The sequence below is a fragment of the Streptomyces sp. CLCI03 genome (assembly GCF_053615355.1).
Genome location: NZ_CM132132.1, coordinates 6,941,894 through 6,962,012, shown reverse-complemented (window position 1 = coordinate 6,962,012; position 20,119 = coordinate 6,941,894). Strand labels below are relative to the sequence as shown.

Below are 20,119 nucleotides of genomic sequence, written 5' to 3'. Positions count from 1 at the left end.
GCGCCTGGCCGTGCACGTCCCCGTAGGACGGCGGCAGCGGAACGAGCGAGGGCGAGATGAGTGGCGATGGAGCGAGTTCCCACCTCTCCTGGTGAGCGGCCCGAGGAGACGGGCGCCTCCCTCGAGTCGGCCTACACGGCCTCGGCGACGATCAACGAGCAGGGCATCGTCACCGAGTGGAGCGAGGGGGCGACCCGACTGCTCGGCTACGTGCCGTCCGAGGTCGTGGGACTTCCCGCCGCCCACCGGCTCGCCGATGTCCTCAGCGAGGCGGCGCGCCGGTTGCCGGACGAGCAGGAGCGGTGGAGCGGCACGGTGGCGCTGCGGCACCGGGACGGTCACCGCATGGAGGTGGCACTGCTCGCGCACCGCTGGACGTCCAGCGGCGGAACCACCAAGTGGTTCGTGGTGTCCGCCGTCGGGGGCGCGCCCCGGGCGCCCTGGGAGGAACCGCTGAAGGAGTGGGCGTTCACCCAGTCCCCCTGCTTTCTGGCGATCTTCGACACGGATCTGCGACTGGTGCGGGCGAACGCGGGCATGGAGCGCACGCTCTCGCTCACGGAGGCCGAGATGCGGGGACTACGGCTGCCGGAGATCGCGCCGGATCCCGTGAGCGACGAGACCGAGCGCCGGATGCGCCTGGCGTTGGACTCCGGTGAGCCGCAGTACATGGAGGCCTTCGTCCACCCGACGGGCGTCGGCGGGGAGCACGGTTGGGCGACCTCGCTGGCGCCGTTGCGGGACCCGGACGGCCGGGTGCACGCCGTGTGTCTGGCCGCGCACGACCGGAGCGCGGTGGAGAGCGTCCAGCACCAGATGCTCCTGACGGACGCGGTCGACACCGCGCCCATCGGGACCACGCTGGACAGCGTCCGCACCGCGCACGAGCTGGCCGACGCCGCCGTCCCCCGGTTCGCCGACTTCGCGGTGGTCGACCTGCTGGAGCCGTTGCCGCGCGGGGACGAGCCGTCCTCGGTCCAGGCCGACGTGCCGGTCACCGTGTGCCGTGCCGCGGCGCGGTCGGTGCTCGACGGGACCCCCGAATCCGGGGTCGCCGTCGGGGACACGACCAGCTATCCCCCGCTGTCACCGCCCGTCGAGGCGCTGGTCGCGGGCCGGGGCGCCGTGTACGGGGCCGAGGACCCGGCCTTCGCCCGGTGGGCGGCCCAGGATCCGGAGGCCGCCTGGATCGGGGAGTACGGGGCCCACTCGATCATGGTGGTGCCGATGCGGGCCGGCGGGGGCACCCTCGGGGTGGCCGTCTTCGGCCGACACCGGCGCCGGGAGCCCTTCCAGCAGGAGGACCTGCGGGTGGCCGGGGAACTGACGGCCCGGGCGGCGGCCGGGATCCGCAACGCGTACCGGTCCGGCCGGGAGCACACGACGACGATGACGTTGCAGCGCAGCCTGCTCCCGCACACGCTGCCCGACCAGGCGGCGCTGGAGATCGCCTCCCGGTACCTGCCGGCGGCCGGCGAGGCCGGGGTGGGCGGCGACTGGTTCGACGTGATCCCCTTGTCGGGCGCCCGGGTGGCACTGGTCGTGGGGGACGTCGTAGGCCACGGCATCCGGGCCACCGCCACGATGGGACGACTGCGCACCGCCGTACGCACCCTGGCCGACGTCGACCTGGGACCGGACGAGCTGCTCACGCACCTCGACGACCTCGTCATCCACCTGTCCGCCGACGAGAGCGACCAGGATTCCGGCGAGGAGACGGCCGGGGGCATCGGCACCACCTGCCTGTACGTGGTCTACGACCCGGTCATCCGGCGCTGTACGGTCGCCCGGGCCGGACACCCGCCGCCGGCCGTGGTCTCGCCCGAGGGTTCCGTGTACCTCCTGGACGTCCCGGCCGGTCCCCCGCTGGGACTGGGCGGCCTGCCGTTCGAGACGCTGGAGGTCGAGCTGCCGGAGGGCAGCATCCTCGCCCTGTACACCGACGGTCTGTTGCAGGCCCGCGACCACGACATCGACGAGGCGCTGGACAGCATGTTCGCGGCCTTGGTCCGGCCGGCGGACACGTTGGACGCGGTGTGCGACCGCGTCCTGACGGCCATGTTGACGCACCGCCCGGACGACGACGTGGCCCTGCTCGTCGCCCGGACGCGGGGTCTGCACGCCGACCAGGTCGTCGTCTGGGACCTGCCCTCCGACCCCTCCGTGGTCGCCACGGCGCGGCGCCAGACCACCGACCAGCTGACGGCCTGGGGGCTGGAGGAGGCCTCCTTCGTCACGGAGCTCCTGGTCAGCGAGTTGGTGACCAATGCGATCAGGTACGGTCAGCCGCCCATCCAGCTGCGGCTGATCCACGAGAAGAACAGCACGCTGATCTGCGAGGTCTCCGACGCGAGCAGTACCGCCCCGCACATGCGGCGGGCCCGGACCTTCGACGAGGGCGGCCGGGGTCTGCTGCTGGTGGCCCAGCTCGCCCAGCGCTGGGGCACCCGGCACGCGGAGATCGGCAAGACCATCTGGGCCGAGCAGTCCCTCACCGGGTTCTGAGGGCTCCGCAGGCGACGAGGACGCGTACAGAGCCGGGCGGTATGCACGGAAATGTCCCCTGTGACGCGCCTGTGACAGTTGACGGACACCTCCATGAAGTCCCGCCGACAAGCTCTTTATCAGGGACAAACACCGACATTCAGGTATACGTCCCCTGCTTCCGAGGACGTGAGCAGTGATGACCAGGCCGATCCGTCGGAGGAAATCATGAGTCTCACCCTCGTCGCCCCGCAGACCGAAGCCACCGCCACCGCCCCCACGCTCGCCCCCCGCGAGCAGGAGGCCCTGCGCCACATCGCCGCAGGCTGCACCTACCTGCAGACGGCCCGCCAGATGGGGCTCTCCAAGCACACGGTCGACGCCTACCTGCGCCGCATCCGCGCCAAGCTGAACATCAGCACCACGGCCGAGATGACCCGCCTGGCCATCTCGATGGGACTGTGACAGCCGCGGTAGGGACATCGACAGGAAGACGGAGGACGCCCGTGACGGGCGAGGCGGTCTACGGGCCGCCGGGCAGGCCGTAGAAGACCGGCCGGGCCCAGACCGGGGGCTCCCGCGGGGGCACGGAGTCCCTCGGGGGGACGGGGGGACGGGAATCCTCCCGCGACGGCGGATCGGCGTGACGGCCGATGCCGCCTCCAGTGGCGTCGCGCAGCGCGGCCACGAATTCGAGGCAGGACCCGTAGCGGTCCTCGGGGACCTTCGACAGAGCCTTGGTCAGTACGTCGGCGGCGGCGGGAGCGATTCCCGGCCGCCTTTCCGTGAGTGGGGGCGGGGGGTCGTACTGGTGCGCCCACAGCAGCGCCGCGTCCTCCTCGCGCTGGAAGGGCGGCCCGCCGGCGAGGGTCTCGTAGACGACGCACGCCAGGCTGTAGAGATCGCACCTGCCGTCCACCGGCCTGCCGGAGATCTGTTCCGGCGCCATGTAGTCGAGCGTGCCGACGAACTCCCCGTCCGTGGTGAACCCGGTCAGCGCCAGCGCCTTCTTCGTCAGCCCGAAGTCGGTGAGGTAGATGTGCTCGGGGTGGTCGCTGTCGGTGCCCGCGGCGACCAGGATGTTGCCGGGCTTGACGTCGCGGTGCACGAGATCGTGGTCATGGGCTGCGTCGAGCGCCGAGGCCACCTGGGCGGCGATGCGCAGGGCGGTCGCGACCGGCAGGGGGCCCTCGCGGTCCAGCAGGGCGCGCAGGTCCAGGCCGGAGACGTAGCGCATGGCGATGTAGAGGACGCCGTCGGTCTCACCGGCTTCGAAGATGGGCACGATGTGCGGGTGGTCGATCGAGGCGGCCACCCGTGATTCGTGGGTGAAGCGGCGCCGGAAGGTCTCGTCACGGGCGCGCTCGGGGGCGATCAGCTTGAGCGCGACGGTACGGTCGAGACGCAGGTCCTTCGCGCAGTAGACGACGGCCATGCCACCGCGGCCGATCATGCGCTCCACCCGGTAGCCGGCGATCTGCTTGCCGATGAGGCCCGAGGCGCGGCCCGCGTACACGCTGAGGTTCGACACCTCGCTCATCGGACGTCCCCCTCGCCCGGCCGTGTGACGCCGCCGGACGCGGCAGGCCGCTCTTCCATACCTGGAAGTCTATCGACCGCCCCACCCGCGCGCGCCGTGGACGGGAACGGGGAGGGGGACGGTCGGGACGGGCCCGTACGCGCACCCGGACGCGCCCGGTGACCGGTCCCCGAGGGGAACCGGTCACCGGGCGCGTGCGGGTGCATGGCGGTCAGTCGTCGTCGTTGCCGCCGGCGCCGCCGTTACCGCCGAGCCCGCCGGTGGTCCCGCAGCCGAAGCCGATGCAGAGGCCGCCGTCACCGCCGGTGCCGCCCTTGCCGCCGTCGCCGCCGGGCAGCGCGACCCCGCCGGTGCCGCCGGTGCCGCCGTTGGCGCTGCCGTTGCAGGTCCCGGCGCAGATGCCGCCCTTGCCTCCGTTCTTACCGCTGCCACCCGGCACGCCCGTGGCGCCGGTGCCGCCGTTGGCGCTCCCGTTGCACAGCCCGGCGCAGATGCCGCCCTTGCCGCCGTTGGTTCCGTTCACCGATCCGTCGCAGCTGCCGGCACAGACCCGGTCACCGACCCGTACGCTGCCCTTGTCGACCTTGACCCCGCCGAGCACCGCCTTGCCGTGGAACCGGCCGCCGCCGGGACGGGCGTCGCCGCTGCCGAAGGCGGAGACGGTCTGGGCGGACGGGGCCGGGGCCGCGGTGGCGACCGGTGCGACGGCACCCGCGCCGATCAGAGTCGCGGAGATGATGAGGCCGAGCCGAAACTTCGTGGATCGCGTACGCATGAGACTCTCCCTTGCCTGGAATTGCATTCCGTGACGCGGCTGCGATGTCCCGCTTTCCGCGTTCCTGCCGAGTGGGCCCGATCGATGTCCGGCCGTTCGTATTCCCGAGGTTTTCGCCGACGCCCCGGCCTGTTGCGCACCGGGGCGTCGAGGCCTCACGAGCGGACGTCGTCAGCCATCAGGGCGAACCAGTCGCCGTCGGCGTAGTACTTCTTCCAGGTGTCGATCTGCTTTTCCGAGATCTTGTACTTGTCGGCGATCTTCTTCGTGGTCTCTTCCTCGTCGTCGGCCGCCAGCACGATGATCGCGATGCGCACCTTGTCGACCACGGTCAGATCCGCCTTCGACTTGTCGGGCAGGTCCTTGAAGGTGAAGCAGCCGACCCCGCCGGGCTGACCGGGTTCACCCGGCTGACCGGGCTCGCCGCCCCGGCCGCCCTTGCCGCCCTCTCCACCCTCTCCGCCCTTGCCGCCGAATCCGACGCAGTGTGCGGGCAGGTCGGCCGGGGCCGAGGCGCTGATGCTCGTGGGGGTGTGGGACTGCGACGCCTGCGCGGCGCACGCCGTACCGGTGACGAGGGCCAGAGAGGCCGTGGCCAGGATGATCGGACGCTGCCAGGACTTCGTGAACATGAGGGGTTTCTCCGTTTCGGCACATACCGAGAGGGGGGTGGAGGGTGGGGGAGGCCCGAAGGCCTCCACCCCGTTGAGCCGGGTGCTACGGCGAGCGGTCAGAAGAGGCTGCCGCCACCGGCGCCGCCGTTACCGCCCTCGCCACCGATCAGGCCTCCGAAGCCGCCGTCGCCGGCCTTGCCGCCGTTGCCTCCGTTGAAGAAGCTGAAGCCGCCGTTGCCGCCGTTGCCGCCCTTGCCGCCCTTGAGGAAGCCGTCGCCGCCCCCGCCGCCGCCACCGGCGTTGCCGCCCTGGAGGACGCCGAAGCCGCCGTCGCCACCGTTACCACCGGCGCCACCGATCCGGCCTTCGCCGCCACCGCCGCCACCGCCACCGGCGCCACCGAGCAGGAAACCGTCTCCACCGGCACCGCCGTTGCCGCCCTTACCACCGGTGCCCTTGACGCTGCCGCCACCGGAGCCACCGGCACCACCGGCGCCACCGACGAGACCGCCGGTACCGCCCTTGCCACCGTCACCTCCGGCGCCTCCGCCGTTCGGGAGGGCCGTAGCCACGTGGGAGGCCACCGGAGCGGCCGAAGCCATGGACGCCGGAAGCACGACCCCTCCTGTGACCACAGCGGCCGCGGCGACCAGAGTGGCGACGCGGAAACCGCGGCGGGTGGAGCGGGTGCCATTGCTGGTGTGCATCTTGCGGTTCATGACTTTCTCCTACAGTTCAAGAGGGGTGTTTGACGTACCCGGATTTCCGGGACGGTGCGGTGATATCGGCGAGAGAAGGGATCCTCGGGGAGGTATTCCTTTTCTTTCGTCTGCCTCGTTTTCTTTCCGGTGAGGCCCGCACCACAAGTAAGCCCCGGGGGCCACACCCGGGTCATGTTCCGGAAACTCGGGACTTGACACCCTCGTGAACTCGGGATAAAAGCCGCCTCCGCCCGGTGGGGGCGGGCGGTGCACGGCGCGCCCGCGTACTCCGTGCAGGAACGGCTCCAGAGTGAATCCCTGCAGGTCACGGCGGGGCGACGGTGGCGTCCCGCCGGGTGGTGCAGACCGTGAGGATCTACGCCCTCGGACTGCCGGAGGTGGTCGCGTCGACGACCGTCGCCCACCTTCGTTCCCGGGCGGTGATGCGCCGGATCGGCATGAACCGGGACCCGGCCGACGACGTCGAGGATCCGAGCGTGCCCGAAGGGCCGCTACGCCGGTGCGTGCTGTACCGGGCCGCCGCAGAGACGCTCCGTCCGCCGGCGTCCGTCTGATCACGTCGCCTTCGCGTCAGCACCGCAGACTCGTCGGCCTGCCGACTCTGCCCGGGACGCGGTGGATCCGCGATGTCGGCGGGGGAAGCGGCACCCGTTCGTGAGCGTGCTGCTGGTGGCGTGCTCGGCCGTGGTGGCCGGCGCCCGGTCCTTCGCGGCGATCGGGCAGTGGGCGCGAAGCGCCCCACAGGCCGCCCTCGCCCGACTCGGTGCCCGCACCGTCTCGGTGTTCGGCGTCCGTCTCGCGCCGAGTACGGCGACGATCCGCCGGATCATCGACCAGGTCTGCCCCGGCGGCCCGGCCGACCTGCCGGGATGTGACCCGGCCGGGGCGGACACCCTTGCGTGTGAAACCGCCCTGGCGGGGGGCGGACATCGAAACGACGCTCTTCTACGTCTTCACATCGGACGGGGTCGAGAACGGGCCCGGCCCCGCCCCGAGGAACGGGGCGGGGCCGGGCCGGTTCAGCGGGCCTGGACGAAACTGCGGCCCTGGTGGCCCTCGGCGGCGCAGGAGCGCTTCTCCGCGGCCGTCATCTTGCGGGTCTTGACCACCACGGCGTTGCTCTTGCCGTCCGTGCCGTTCTTGGCCGGGCCGGTGATCGTGTCCTGGAAGAACCAGTAGTAGTGGCTCCACTTCGGGCTGTCGTAGTGGGTCTGCCAGGTGCCGGAGACCTTCTGCATCACCTGGGCGCGCGAGATCCATCCGACTTCGCCCGGCTTCACCGTCATGTTGAGCGAGCTGCTTTCCGAGTGGCTGCTCGACCAACTATGGCTGTAACTCGCGGTTACGCTCAGGTCGACGATGCCCGCTATGTTACCGCCGGCCGTGACGGAGACACCCAGCGAGTCGGTGGATCCCACCGTGTCGTCCCAGGTCATCGACTGGGTCGCGTCGGAAGTGGTGCAGTTGAACAGGGAGTTCGACACCTGGCGGAAGTCACCCAGGTACGCCTCCCCGAGCTCGGGCGAGTTGAAGGTGCACTTGCCTTCGCCCGAGGCGCAGTCCGCCATGAGCTGCGGCCGGGTCGGCTGGTCGGCGGCGGACGCCGGAAGGGTGGTCGCCGCAGCGACGGCGCAGGCCGCCATCGTCATGGTCAACGCGCGGGCCGCGTAACGCCTGACGCGGTGTGTGGTCATCGTGGTGCCTCTCACGGTGCTGGGGGGATCGGTGAACCGCCGTACGGCGGCGGCGAATTCACTCGCCACCGGCCCGCACGTCGATCACCGCCTCTTGCTCCCGGAATTCTCCCGACCTACCGGAGGCATACGGTCCGTTCGAGTCAATCTGCCGCCGGGCCCAGCACCGTGACCTCCGGGCCGAAGCCGACCGCGAGCCGGCCGCCCGGTGCCGCCGCGAGCACGGCCGCCGGAAGCGGCAGCGCGTACTCGTTCCCCACCTCGCGCCCCGTGGTGAGGTCCCAGAAGCGCACGGCCTGCCCCTGGCCGATGGCCATCACCGGCCGGGCACCCCCGGTGGTGACGACCATGGGCCCGTTCGGATCCGTGTGACCGCTCAGGGGTTCGCCGATCTCCCGCAGGGTGGCCAGGTCCCACAGGCGCACCGTCTTGTCCCGGCTCCTGCTGACCGCGACGGGTCTGCCGTCGATCAACGTGGTGGCCACCGAGGTCACCCAGTCGGTATGGCCGGTCAGGGGTTCGCCGATCTGCCGGCCCGTGCCGAGGTCCCACAGCCGTACGGTCCTGTCCCAGCTGCCGGTGACCGCGACGGGCCGCCCCGCGAGCTCCGCCGTCGCCACGGCGGTCACCCTGCTCGTGTGACCGGTGAGCGGCTCGCCGACCGGGCGGCGGGTGGCGAGGTCCCGGATCGCCGCGGTGCGGTCGGTGCCGGCCGTGACCACGACCGGCCGGCCCGCGAGGGTCGCGCCGGCCAGGGCCAGCACCCGACCGTGGTGGCTGGTGACGGGCTCGCCGATGTGTTCCCCGCCCACCGGATCCAGCAGGCGCAGGATGTCACCGGAACCCGCGGTCACGATCACCGGCCGCCCGTCCACCTCCGAGGCGACCATCGCGGTCACCTCGCCCTCCAGGCCCGCCACGGGGACCGTGACCTGTCGGCCGGTGTTCAGGTCCCGGACGCGCAGGGTGCGGTCGGCGCCGGCCGTCACGACCACCGGGCTCCCGTCGAGGACGGTCGTGGTGACCGCCGTGACCGTTGCGGTGTGACCGGCGCGGGGCGGACCGTCCCCGGGGGCGAGGGCGTGGGAGAGGTCCCAGGTCCGGAGCGTGTGGTCGGCGCTCGCCGTGACGGCCACGGGCCGCCCGTCCACGACGGTGGTGGCCACGTCCCAGACCTTGCCGGTGTGTCCGGTGAGCGGCCGGCCGACGGGCTGTCCGGTGGCGCGGTCCCGTACCACCACCGTGTCGCCCTGCTCCACCGTGAGCAGGACCGGATCGGTGCTGTCGGACGGACCGGCCCCGCGGCCGGAGATCCGGTGCCACAGGTCGGCCTCCCGCTCCGGGCCGGGCGGGAAGGCCGGCGCGGTGTCGCCCGCGCCGACGGCGTCGAGCACCCTCATGCCGTGCACGCGCGGCCGATCGTCCGTCAGGTCCCATATCCGCAGGGTCCCGTCCGCTTCGGTGGTCAGGGCGACGGTACGCCCGTCCAGCAACGCGGTCTCCCGCGCCCGGGTGCGGACCAGGGCGCCGTTCTGGCGGGCGAGGGCCAAGGGGCCGATGAAGCGGGGCTCCTCGCCGTCGAGGCCGACGGCGACGGCCTTGCCGTGCACCACCGTCAGGGTCGTCACACCGGGTCGGTCCACGCCGCCGGAGAGGGCCGCGGCCGCCTCGGGGCCGTCCGACGGCTCGCCGGTGGCCAGGTCCCACAGCCGCCCCTCCCCCGAATCCGCCGCCGGGTCCGGATCCGGGTCCGCCTCCTGGCCCGGATCCCGGGCGGTGACGGCGAACACCCGTCCGTCGACGTCGACGGTCCGCACCACCTGCAGCGACCGGGCCAGTTGACCGCCGGTGGCCAGGTCCCACACGCGCACCGTCCGGTCCACGTCGACGGGGTCGACGGTGAGGACGACCCGGCGGCCGTCCAGCGTCGCGATGCCGGTCGCCGACGGGAAGGCGGCGACCCGGCGGCCGGTGCGCAGTTCCGCCACGGACAGGGTCCCGTCGGCCCCGAGGGTGAGCAGGACCCGGCGCTCGTCCAGGACGGCGCTCTCCACCAGTCGGACGAACTCCCCCGCCGCGCGGCCGGTGGCCAGGTCCCAGACGAGGACCGAGTCGTCGCCGTGCAGGCTGAAGGCCACGGGCCTGCCGTCGGCGACCGCCGTGGCCACGGACAGCACCTCGGCGGTCATCGAGGACACCGCGTCGGTGCGGCCGGTCACCGGATCGTGCAGTTGCCCGCCCGTCGCGAGGTCCCAGACGCGCACGGTGCGGTCCCGGCTGCCCGAGACCGCGACCGGTCTGCCGTCGACGATCGCCGTGGCCACCGTCCGCACCGGGCCGCTGTGCCCCGTGAGGGGACGCAGGCGCCGCTGGTCCGGTACGGGGCCGTCGGCCCACTGCGCGGTCCACCGCGGCTCGGGCAGCGGGGCATTCACGTCGTCGGGCGCACCCGTGGAGGTCTCGTACATGCCCCCGAGGCTAGAGACCGCCTCTGACATCGCCGTTCCCTACCACACCGAGTGCCGCCGGCCGGAGGGGGCGGACCACCACCATTTCGCCCTGCGCGGGGCGGCGTTCCGGTGGGGGGCGGGGGCGGCGATTATGCGCGGCCACCGCCCATGTGCGGGTGGTGCGGATGGCGTTGAGTCGGACCTGCCGATCGGCCGGCAAGGAATCCACGTCAGCGCACGATCCACGCACCCGACCTTCGAGGAGGTGATCCGGATGAGCGTCCTCAAGCTTCAGAACATGGAGGCCCGCACCACGCAGAGTGCCGCCGCCACCGTCAGCCTGACGAGCAGCAGCAGCGACTGCTGCAAGTCTCCGCACCAGCCGCACGACCCGAACTGACGCACCGGGTCCGTGCGCGGGCTCGGCGCGCCCCCGCACGGACCCACCGTTCCCGACGGCCGCCGCCGCGGCCGCTGCTGCCGGCGGCTCCGGACGATCACAGAGGCTGAGATGCGCAACGAACGCTGGGTCTACCGCTTCCTCTTCGCGTGGAACGACACACTGTTCTTCGACCCGCTCGACGTCTTCTACGAACCGAACGCGGACCACTTCCTCGCCGCGTTCGACGAGCGGGTGCGGGCCCGGTTCGTCCGCAGCGGCATCTGGTGGAGCTTCCGCCACAACCAGAACCTGCCGGCGCAGGGCTGGAAGATCCACATCTCGTCGAGCCACCGTCACGTGCGCGAGGTCGCCACCTCGGTGATCGGCCACCTGACGGAACGCGAGATCGACTTCAAGATCGCTCTCGATCTCAACATCTTCGAGATGCTCAACTCCAAGGCCATCTCCCGGGGCAGCGGCGGCAAGCTCGTCACCGTCTACCCGCGCGACGACGAAGAGTTCCGGACCTGCCTGGCGGACCTGGCCCGCCTCCTGAAGGGCGTCGAGGGCGCCTACGTCCTGTCGGACCTGCGGTACCGCGACAGCAAGGCCCTCTACTTCCGCTACGGCCAGTTCCTCGACACCCACACCGTCGACGTCCTCGGCCGGAGACGACCGCGCATCCTCGGACCGGACGGACCCGTCCCCGACGACCGGCGCCCCGGCCACGCGCAGCCCTCCTGGGTGCCCTGGCCGTTCGACGACTGGCGGCCCGCCGACGAGGACGCGGAGGACGACGGCCTGCTCGGGGGCCGCTTCCGGGTGACCGGCGCGATCCAGTTCTCCAACAGCGGCGGTGTGTACACCGCCGAGGACACCGCGGACGACGACCGCCCGGTGCTGCTCAAGGAGGCCCGCCCGCACACCAACATCAACCCGCGACAGGACCACGACGCCGTGGACATCCTCGGCCGCGAGTGGATGTTCCTGAACCGGCTGGCCGACACGGGCGCGTACCCGGCCCCGATCGCGACGTTCCGGCACTGGGAACACCACTACATCGCCGAGGAGTTCGTCGACAGCTCCGACATCCGCTCGGTACTGCTGGAACGCAACCCGCTGGCGCGGCCGGGGTTCGACGTCGAACGGTCGCGGGAGTACCTGCGGATCTTCCTCGCCGTCTTCCGCGGACTGGCCCGCGCGATCCGGGCCGCCCACGACCGGGGCGTCATCCTCACCGATTTCACCGCCGCGAACCTGCTCATCGACCCGGACACCTACGAGGTGACCGTCGTCGACCTGGAGGCCTGCCGGCTGGCCGAGGGCGGTGACGACGCGCTGGCGAAGCCGGTCGAGCTCTACACCCCGGGATTCAGCCTCTCCCGCAACCGCTTCAAGGCGTACGGACCGGAGGGCGACCGGTACGCCTTGGCTTCCACCATGGCGTACTTCGTCTTCCCGATCGCCGCCATGTCGTACCTGCGTGAGGACGTCCTGGACCTGTACCGGATCTTCATCACCGAGGGACTGGGATGGCCCGAGCGGGTGCACCGGCTGATCACCGACCTGGCCCGGGACCGGATCGACCTCGACGGCCTGCTGAAGGCCCTGGAGGACGAGGGCGACGACCTGCCGGCGCGGGTGGAGGCCGCCCCGGTGCCCCCGGTCGTCGAGGCGGAGTCGGGGCTCGTGGACGCGGAGGCCGGGGTGGCCGCCTTCATCGGGGCGAGCGCCGACACCGACCGCGACACGCTCTTCCCCGTGGACCCCTTCGCGCACGTCACGAACCCGCTGAGCCTGGGCTTCGGCGCGAGCGGCGTCCTGTGGGCGCTGCACGCCGGCGGGGTCCCCGTCCGGCCCGCGTGGCGTGACTGGCTGGGCCGCAGGCTCGCGGACATCGATCCGGCCCGCTATCCGGACGGCCTCATGAACGGCCTGTCCGGAATCGCCTGGGCGGCCGACTCCCTCGGGCTCGGCGGACCGGCCAGGGAACTGCTGACCCGGGCCAACGAGCGCGCGGTGGACACGGGCGACCACACCTTCTACTACGGCCTCTCCGGCGTCGGCATGACCGACCTGCGCTTCTTCCTGCGCGGCCACGACCCCCGCGACCTCACCGCCGCGCAGGAGTGCGCGCAGGCGCTGCACGAGAGCGCCCGGCGGGAGGGCGGCCACGCCCACTGGCTGAACGAGTTCTCCACGAAGGGGCCGCTGACCGGACTGGGCTTCGGGCAGGCCGGTGTCGCGATGTTCCTGCTGCGCATGCACCAGGTCACGGGAGAGGCGCGCCATCTGCGGCTCGGACGGGAGGCCCTCGCCTGGGAGATGGCCCACGCCGCACCCATCGACGACGACGGCGGCCCGGTCATGTTCGAGCACGAGGGGACGATGGAGCCGTACGTCGAGGTCGGCTCCGCGGGCGTGCTGAAGGTGCTGCTGCGCTACGGGGACACGGACGCGGCCCGGACCGTCCTGCGCGGGCTGGACGTCCGGTACTCGGTGATGCCGGGCTACGCCTTCGGCATGGCCGGGGTCGCCGACGCGCTGCTGGACGCGGCCGAGTTCACCGGCGACCGGTCCTACCGTGACACGGCGCTGCGCCAGCTCGACTTCGTCCGGAGGGTCTTCCTCTTCGAGCCCGCCGAGCGCTTCGGGCTGCCGCGCGCCGACGGCCGGCCGCCCCTGCTGGCTCTGCCCGGTGACGGACTGCTGCGCTGCTCCACCGACTATCTGACCGGATCGGCGGGCGTGCTGCGGGTGCTCCACCGGGTGAACCGAGGAGGCCCGGCCGACTTCCTGCTGGACGAGGTCGGACGGTGAGGCAGCTCTGGCGCACGCTGCGCGGTCACCGGACCCCGTTCGTGGTGATCCTCGTCGCCGAGGTCACCACGAGCGGGCTGGAGGCCCTGCTGCACCCGCTGCTGCTCAAGGCCCTGTTCGACGAGGCGATCCTGACCGCCGACCCGCGGCGTTTCCTGTTCCTCGGCCTCACCTACCTCGCGCTCGGGCTGACCCTCAACCTCACGGGGTACTGGATCGCCTGCCGGCGCAAACGGTTCGAGAACGCGTTCACGCTGGTGCTGGAGAGCGAGCTGCTGGGCCGCGCGCTCGGCCTGGACGGCCGGACGATGACGCGGGCGGGCAACGCCTCGTACGTCAGCCGCATCCACAACGACGTCTCCCAGGGGGTCCTGCCGGCCGTCGACGTGTCCCTGCGCATCGCACGGCAGGCGGTCACCTCGGTGGTGTTCCTGGGGGTGCTGCTGTACCTGTCCTGGCAGGCCAGCCTGATCCTGCTGGTGATCGTGCCGCCGCTGGTGTTCGTGAGCAACCGGCTCGGCCGGCGGATCGAGGAGAACACCGGTCCCGAACGCGAGGCGGAGGCCCGCTACATCAACACGCTGACCCGGACGCTGGAGGCCTTCCCCGCCCTGCGCGGGCTGCCGGCGCTGCTGCCGGGCACGCGCCGCGCGAACCGGGACGCGCTGCGCGGCTTCCTCGGCATCACCTTCGTCAACTTCCGGCTGGCGCAGCGCCAGCGGACCCTCAGCGACCTGGTGATGAACCTGTCGGACACCGCCTCGATGATCGTCGGAGCCTTCTTCGTCTTCTCCGGCCGGATGACCTTCGGCAGCTTCCTCGCCTTCGTCAACTCGCTGTGGCGGGCGGTGACCGGGGTGTTCGACCTCATCAACATGATTCCGCAGGCCCGCCGGAGCACCGCCGTCCTCGAACGGATCGAGTCCCTGAGGGAGTCCCGTCGGAGCCCGTACCACGACGAGGGGCCGCTGGTACGGGTCCACGGGGCCCGTGTCGTGTACGGCGGCGCGGACGGGGACGAGGGCGAGGAGAAGCACGGCGGGAGCGGCGGCACCGGGGTGGCCGGGGTGTCGTTCGACGCCTTCGAGCAGCGTGCCGGCGAGCACGTGCTGCTGCGCGGCCCCAACGGCTGCGGGAAGACCACGCTGCTGCACATCATCTCCGGGACGCTCGCCCCCGACGCCGGGTCGGTCACCCTGCCGCCCCGGGTGGCGAGCCTGACCGCTCCGGTGAACCTGCCCCCGCTGCCGGTGCGCGACCTCGTCCCCGACGAGCGGCTGCGCGCCGCCCTGGACCTGGACGGATCGGCCGACCGGCTGCCGTCGGAGCTGTCCTCGGGCCAGCGCCAGCGCGCCGGCGTCGCCGCGCTCCTGTGCGAGGACGCCGACGCGTACCTCGCGGACGAGCCGTTCGCGAACCTCGACGACCGCGGCCGGGAGCTGGTGTTCCGGCTGCTGCGCGAGCGAACGGCCGGACGGGCGCTGCTCGTCGTGCACCACGGGGACGAGGACCTCGACGGCCGCTTCGACCGCGTGGTGACCCTGGCGGCCGGACACCCGCCGGCCCGACTCTCGTGAGGCGGTCGGGCGAGCGGTCGGGGCGAGCGGTCAGGCGACCAGGTCGCGGGTGGCGGTGGCGAAGGCCGTCCGGTTCGGGTGGCCTGTCTTCTGCAGGAGGCTGGCCACGTGCTTCTCGACGGTGCGCAGCGAGATGTGCAGCCGGCCGGCGATGTCCTTGTTGCTGATGCGTTCGGCGACCAGCCGGGCCACCTCGAACTCCCGGACGGTGATCCCGCACCGGCGCAGGTCCGCGGGCACCCGCTCGGTGCCCGTGCGCCGTTGCCGCACCGAGGCGCCCATCCCGCGCAGCAGCGCCCGGCTCGCTCCGGCGACCGCCTGCAGGCCGGCGTCGTGGAAGTACTCCTCCGCCTCGCGCAGCCACTCGACCGGAGTGCCCCAGCCGTCGTCGTAGGCCGACCGGGCGACGAGGCGCTGACACAGCCTGCGCGCCATGGGGAAGGGTTCGGCCGCCTCCAACGCCGTGCTCGCGGCGGCCGTGGCCTCGTCGGGGCGGCCCTCGCGGCCGAGCAGCACGGCGTGCGCCAGGCCGGTGAACTGGTGGTTCCAGCGGGTGGCGCCGGCGCTCGCCCGGGTGACCTCGGCGTGGTGGGGTCGGCCCATGCGGCCGGCCAGCACACCGAGCAGCAGGATGATGCCGTGCTTGCCGAAGCCGCCCATCGCCGGGTTCTCCGCGTCGTAGGCGAGGGCCTGCGCGAACTCCTGCCCGGCGGCCTCGTGCCGTTCCTCCAGCAGCGAGCAGACGGCCCGTGCCAGCCCGTACGACATCGCGCGGACGCCGGGCGCCGCGTCCAGCAGCGGGGCGAGGCGTTCCAGAGCCCCGCGCATCTCGGCCCGGCGGCCCTGGTGGGCGTACCGGACGGCCTCGGCGAGCCGGAGCATGGCCAGGGGGCGGCCCAGTCCGAGTCGTGAGGCGTCGGCTGCGGCCTCCCGGATCCGGTCCCGGGCCTCGTCGTAGCGACCGTGCTGGATCCGGTCCAGCGCCAGGACGAATCCGGTCTCGTGGGCCAGGGGCAGCAGCCCCATGCCCAGGGCCTCCTGGCGGGCCTGTTCGATCCGGGTGGGTCGGCCGTCGTGGCTCGCGGCGACGATGGCCAGGTGTACGTCGGCGGCCACGCGCGGGACGGGGAGCCGGCTTGCGAGGGCGATGGCGCGGGCCCGCCGGAAGTGGGCCGCGGCCGTCCGCTCGTCCTGTTCCCGGGCCAGTTGCCCGAGCAGCAGCAGGGCCCTGCAGGCCACGTCGGGCAGGTCGACGCGCTGGGCGGCGTGCAGGGCCCGGAGGGCGTACCGGGTGGCGGTGCGCAGCCGGTCGGGGGCGAGCCGGCCCAGTTCCACGTGCACGGCGGACAGGTCCACGAGGGCGGCGTACTGGTCGGCCGGGTGGCTTCCGAGCAGTTGGCGGGCGATGTCGAGGTGCCACAGGGCCTCCGCGGGGCGGCCGGTGAGGGTGGCGAGGTCGCTCAGCCGGGCATGGAGTCCGGCGCGGCGCTCGGCGGGTATGTCGTGCTCGCCGCCGTCGCCGCCGAGGGTGTTCAGGAGGGCGGCGGGAGTGGGCAGGCCGTCGAACCGGGCCGAGCGGGCGACGGCGTCCAGGAGGCGTTCCAGCACCGTGGCGCGCAGTTCGGCGACGGTGTCCGGTTCGACGAGCCGGTGGGCCCGGGTGAGCAGGTCCACGGCCCGGTCCGTCGCGCCCTCGCCCGTCGCCCGCCCGGCCGCCTCGCAGTACAGACGGATGGCCTCGGGGGTGTCGCCGGCGTGCTCGTGCAGCTGGGCGGCGTGCTCGCACCAGGTCCCGGGCAGCCCGGGGTGGAGCTCGGTGAGGGCGCGCGCGGCCCGCCTCACGTACCGGGTCCGCTCCCCCGGGCCGAGGTCGTCCAGCAGGGCCTCGGCCGCCAGCGGGTAGCGGAAGGTGTACCACTGGGCGCCGGGACCGTCCGGCGTGATCAGGTACGAGGCGACCGCGGCGCGCAGGACCGCGGACAGTTCGGCGTGGTCACGGCCGAGGGCGCGCTCCAGTACGGGCAGGGCGAAGCGGCGGCCGAACAGGGCGGCCATGCCGAGGAGTTCCACGCCGAGCGGGCCGAGCCGCTCGGCCTGGCGTCTGACGTTGTCCGCGACGGTGGGTGGGACGGTCGGCGTCCCCGGGTCGCGGCGGGCGGGGCGGCCGGTGAGGTCGTGGACGAGTTCCTTGACGACGAAGGGGATGCCGGCGCCGCTGTCGACCGCGCGGTGGACGAGGTCGGGGCAGACCTCGGTCGGGGGGACGCGCAGCTCGGCCGCGATGAGCAGGTGCACGTCGGGGCGGCTGAGGGGGCCGAGGTCGAGCACCGCGGCGGCGTCGCGGCCGCGGGCCCTGGAGGCGAGTTCGGTCGCCGCGCAGGGTGCGCATCCGGTGACGAGGAGCAGGGCGGCCGGCTGGTGCCCGATGTTGTCGAGGAGGTAGTCGAGGACCGCCAGCGTCGCGGCGTCGGCGTCGTGCAGGTCGTCGAGGACGAGGAGGCAGCCGTGGCGCTCCCCGACGACGGTGAGCAGGCGCAGCATGGTCTCGGCGACCACGAGGTGCGAGGCGGCGTCGGCGCCCGTGTCCCGGGCGCCGGTCAGCAGCCGGGCCATGACCGGGCCGTAGCAGCCGAGTTCGTCCGGGTCGGGCAGCAGGCCGGCCCGGGACAGCAGGAGCAGGGCCTCGACCAGCGGCCGGTACGGGACGGGCGAGCCGACCGCGCTGGCCCGCCCCCGTACGGTGACCATGTTCGTCTCGGCGGCCACGGCGAGGGCCTCGGTGGCGAGCCGGGTCTTGCCGACACCGGGCTCTCCCGTCACGAAGAGGGCCGCGCCGCGCCCGGCGCGGGCGTCCGCCAGCGCGCGCATGATCTGCCCCATCTCGGCCCCGCGGCCGATGAGTTCCCCTCGCCTCGGGTGCGGGCCTCCGTCCGGGCCCGCGACGGTACAGTCCTCCGGCAGCGCCGGCCAGAAGATGGACACCGGCTCGTCCCCTTTCCGGCGGGCCCTCCGAGGCGCCGCCGGGGATGACGATAGGGACGCCGCGCGTGCCCCCTGTAGCCGTCCGTTTGGGGGGCTTGTGGGGGTGGTCAGCCCCCGTCGAGACTGTCCTCCCGTACCCGTCGGGCCAGGTCGAGCTTGGTGTAGGTGGGGCGGCCCGCCTGCTGGTACTTGGCCTTGACCCGGTCCAGGTAGTCCTTGGCGGTGTGGACGGTGATGCCGGCCCGCCGGGCGGCGGATTTCAGGGTCAGTCCGGAGGCGTAGTCGAGGAGGATCTGCCGTTCCCTGGGCGAGAGGCGGGGGCGGGCCGGGCTGTCGTCGTAGGCGCAGGCGAAGGCGAGTTCCGCGGAGAGGGCGCCCTGGCCGGAGGCCAGGTCCTTGATGGCGGCGACCAGGGTGGGCAGGTCGTGGTCCTTGGTCAGGTAGCCGTCGGCGCCGGCCCGGATGGCCTCGATGATCCGGGAGCGGTCGGGCACCGTGCTGATCATCAGGACGCGGCTGCCGGTCCGCAGCAGTCGCCGGATGTTGTCGGCGGGGGCGGATCCGTCGCGCAGGACGAGGTCGAGGAGGACGATGTCGGGCGGGGAGTAGGCCGTCGCCCCGAAGCCGTAGGGCAGGTGTGCGTCCGGTGCGCCGAGGAGTTCGCCGACGGTGGCGGCGGTCGCCACGAGTCGTAGCTCCGGCACGCCGCCGAGCCAGGCCCGCAGGCCGTCGAGGAGCATCCGGTCGTCGTCGACGACCGAGACGGTGATCACCCGGGCCATCTCAGCTCCACCCGAACGCCTTCGCCGGGGGCGGTGTCCACGGTCGCCCGGCCTCCCACCTCCACCATCCGGTCGTGGATCGAGCGGCGCAGGCCGAGGCCGGGCCGGCAGTGCTCGGGATCGAATCCGGGGCCCCGGTCGACGACGGTGACGAGGGCTCCCCCGCGGGCGTCCGGGTCCTTGGTGGCGGTGAGGTAGGCGTGTCCGGTGCCCGCGTGGCGCCGTACGTTGTTCAGGGCCTCGCGGACGGCGTCGCCCAGCGCGGCGGCCACCTCGGGGGGCACCTGCGGCAGCTCGTGGTACTGGGCGGTGACCCGTAGTTGGAGGCTCTCGACGGACCCGACCGCCTCCTCCAGGGCGGTACCGATCTCCCGGTGGTGGACCTCGTCCGCGGTCTGCTGGATCAGCCGGCGGAGGTACGCGGCTTCGCGCGCGCAGCGCCGACGCACCTCGGGGGCGTTGGCGTCGACCGAGCCGGAGGCGAGGGTGGTCAGGGTGGCGAGGACGGTGTCGTGCAGGGCCCGGTGGTGTTCGAGCCGCTCGGCGTAGCGCGCCTTGTGGGCCTCGGCGGCCACCGCGCGGGCGTTGGCCTCGTCGAGGAGGCGGCCCTGGCGCAGCAGGTACCAGCGGAAGAGCCAGGTCATCACGGCCGAGGACACGATCGAGTTGAGATGGCCGAGAATCACGGCGGGGCTCGCGCCCACCGCCTGGTAGCCGATGAAGTGGGTGACCACGAGCAGGGCGATGACGGTGAGGGCGTGCAGTCGTTCGAGGGAGATGGCCGCGACGGCGCTGGCCGATCCGCCGAGCAGCATGGCCCACGCGATCGCGGGCGGCTCGCGCAGGCCGCCCCAGGTGCACAGGGCCAGGGGCAGGAGGCATCCGACGACCAGGGCGTCCGCCCAGATGTGCCGCCGGTCGAACCAGCCGCGCCGCAGGGCGGTGCCGTAGGTCAGCGCGCTCAGTCCCAGGGCGACGACGAATCCCACGTACTGCAGGGGCAGTTCCGACCGGCGCTGGGCGACGGCGAGGGCGCCCACCGTCAGATGGCTCGCCCGGTACAGGAGGGTGGCCACGATCATGAAGGACTGGGCGCGTTGCAGGCCCGACGCCACCCCGCTCGTCCCCCGTAGTGCCCGTGTGCGCCGTACCGGTAAGGACAGCAACGCCAAGACACACCCCTCCGTACCCATTTGCCTGTGACATCTGCCATTTTGCCCTAGCAGGTGCACGTCAAATAGGCGCGTACCGGCCTGCTCACGGGCTTGGCCGAGGGGGCACCACAGGTCGGCCGGAA

15 protein-coding genes and 1 pseudogene are annotated in these 20,119 nt (G+C 72.8%); 7 read left to right on the top strand and 9 right to left on the bottom strand.

Annotated features, from left to right (window positions below; all coding sequences use genetic code 11):
* Positions 1-66 precede the first annotated feature (66 nt).
* Positions 67-2,505, top strand: coding sequence for a SpoIIE family protein phosphatase (locus ACWG52_RS32185; RefSeq protein ID WP_389807257.1), 2,439 nt, complete (start codon positions 67-69; stop codon positions 2,503-2,505).
* A gap of 207 nt (positions 2,506-2,712) precedes the next feature.
* Positions 2,713-2,949 (top strand): response regulator transcription factor, encoded by a 237-nt coding sequence (locus ACWG52_RS32180; protein ID WP_030767565.1) that lies wholly within the window; start codon positions 2,713-2,715, stop codon positions 2,947-2,949.
* Positions 2,950-3,007: 58 nt separating this feature from the next.
* On the opposite strand, the gene ACWG52_RS32175 is transcribed toward ACWG52_RS32180, so the two are convergent.
* From ACWG52_RS32175 to ACWG52_RS32160, 4 genes are all read right to left on the bottom strand, one after another.
* Entirely contained in the window at positions 3,008-4,024 is a 1,017-nt protein-coding gene (locus ACWG52_RS32175; RefSeq protein ID WP_389807260.1) for a serine/threonine-protein kinase, read from the bottom strand.
* A 211-nt stretch (positions 4,025-4,235) separates the two neighbouring features.
* Positions 4,236-4,799 (bottom strand): hypothetical protein, encoded by a 564-nt coding sequence (locus tag ACWG52_RS32170; protein ID WP_389807262.1) that lies wholly within the window; start codon positions 4,797-4,799, stop codon positions 4,236-4,238.
* Between the two features lie 155 nt (positions 4,800-4,954).
* Positions 4,955-5,431: a helix-turn-helix domain-containing protein gene (locus ACWG52_RS32165; RefSeq protein WP_453126662.1), complete on the bottom strand. Its 477-nt coding sequence runs from the start codon at positions 5,429-5,431 to the stop codon at positions 4,955-4,957.
* A 98-nt stretch (positions 5,432-5,529) separates the two neighbouring features.
* The gene (locus ACWG52_RS32160) at positions 5,530-6,132 is read right to left on the bottom strand and encodes a hypothetical protein (RefSeq protein WP_389807264.1); all 603 of its coding nucleotides are present in this window, start codon (positions 6,130-6,132) and stop codon (positions 5,530-5,532) included.
* A 350-nt stretch (positions 6,133-6,482) separates the two neighbouring features.
* Between ACWG52_RS32160 and ACWG52_RS32155 the strand changes: the two genes are divergently transcribed.
* Positions 6,483-6,689 carry a GNAT family N-acetyltransferase gene (locus ACWG52_RS32155; protein WP_389807266.1) on the top strand — a complete coding sequence of 69 codons (207 nt, stop codon included), beginning with the start codon at positions 6,483-6,485 and terminating at the stop codon, positions 6,687-6,689.
* A gap of 61 nt (positions 6,690-6,750) precedes the next feature.
* Positions 6,751-6,963: pseudogene (locus ACWG52_RS32150) on the top strand (transposase family protein); the annotation flags it as partial.
* Between the two features lie 191 nt (positions 6,964-7,154).
* On the opposite strand, the gene ACWG52_RS32145 reads toward ACWG52_RS32150, so the two are convergent.
* Positions 7,155-7,829 (bottom strand): hypothetical protein, encoded by a 675-nt coding sequence (locus ACWG52_RS32145; protein WP_389807268.1) that lies wholly within the window; start codon positions 7,827-7,829, stop codon positions 7,155-7,157.
* A 143-nt stretch (positions 7,830-7,972) separates the two neighbouring features.
* A complete protein-coding gene (locus ACWG52_RS32140) occupies positions 7,973-10,297 on the bottom strand; it encodes a WD40 repeat domain-containing protein (RefSeq protein WP_453126659.1) in 2,325 nt (774 codons plus the stop codon).
* A gap of 256 nt (positions 10,298-10,553) precedes the next feature.
* Here ACWG52_RS32140 and ACWG52_RS32135 point away from each other — a divergent pair, with 256 nt between their 5' ends.
* The 3 genes from ACWG52_RS32135 to ACWG52_RS32125 all read left to right on the top strand — a co-directional run bounded on the left by ACWG52_RS32135 (position 10,554) and on the right by ACWG52_RS32125 (position 15,058).
* On the top strand, positions 10,554-10,679 hold the full coding sequence (locus ACWG52_RS32135; protein ID WP_189966317.1) for a class III lanthipeptide: 126 nt from the start codon (positions 10,554-10,556) through the stop codon (positions 10,677-10,679).
* 111 nt (positions 10,680-10,790) lie between these two features.
* A complete protein-coding gene (gene lanKC / locus ACWG52_RS32130) occupies positions 10,791-13,481 on the top strand; it encodes a class III lanthionine synthetase LanKC (protein ID WP_453126657.1) in 2,691 nt (896 codons plus the stop codon).
* Positions 13,478-15,058, top strand: coding sequence for an ATP-binding cassette domain-containing protein (locus ACWG52_RS32125; RefSeq protein ID WP_389807274.1), 1,581 nt, complete (start codon positions 13,478-13,480; stop codon positions 15,056-15,058). Before lanKC ends, ACWG52_RS32125 begins: the two co-directional genes overlap by 4 nt.
* A 30-nt stretch (positions 15,059-15,088) precedes the next feature.
* Here the strand turns inward: ACWG52_RS32125 and ACWG52_RS32120 are convergent, their stop codons facing one another.
* The 3 genes from ACWG52_RS32120 to ACWG52_RS32110 all read right to left on the bottom strand — a co-directional run bounded on the left by ACWG52_RS32120 (position 15,089) and on the right by ACWG52_RS32110 (position 19,937).
* Positions 15,089-18,040 (bottom strand): helix-turn-helix transcriptional regulator, encoded by a 2,952-nt coding sequence (locus tag ACWG52_RS32120; RefSeq protein WP_453126655.1) that lies wholly within the window; start codon positions 18,038-18,040, stop codon positions 15,089-15,091.
* A gap of 107 nt (positions 18,041-18,147) precedes the next feature.
* Positions 18,148-18,822: a response regulator gene (locus ACWG52_RS32115; RefSeq protein WP_389807278.1), complete on the bottom strand. Its 675-nt coding sequence runs from the start codon at positions 18,820-18,822 to the stop codon at positions 18,148-18,150.
* Positions 18,810-19,937 (bottom strand): sensor histidine kinase, encoded by a 1,128-nt coding sequence (locus ACWG52_RS32110; RefSeq protein ID WP_453126652.1) that lies wholly within the window; start codon positions 19,935-19,937, stop codon positions 18,810-18,812. The genes ACWG52_RS32115 and ACWG52_RS32110 overlap by 13 nt, the downstream gene beginning before the upstream one ends.
* Positions 19,938-20,119 lie beyond the last annotated feature (182 nt).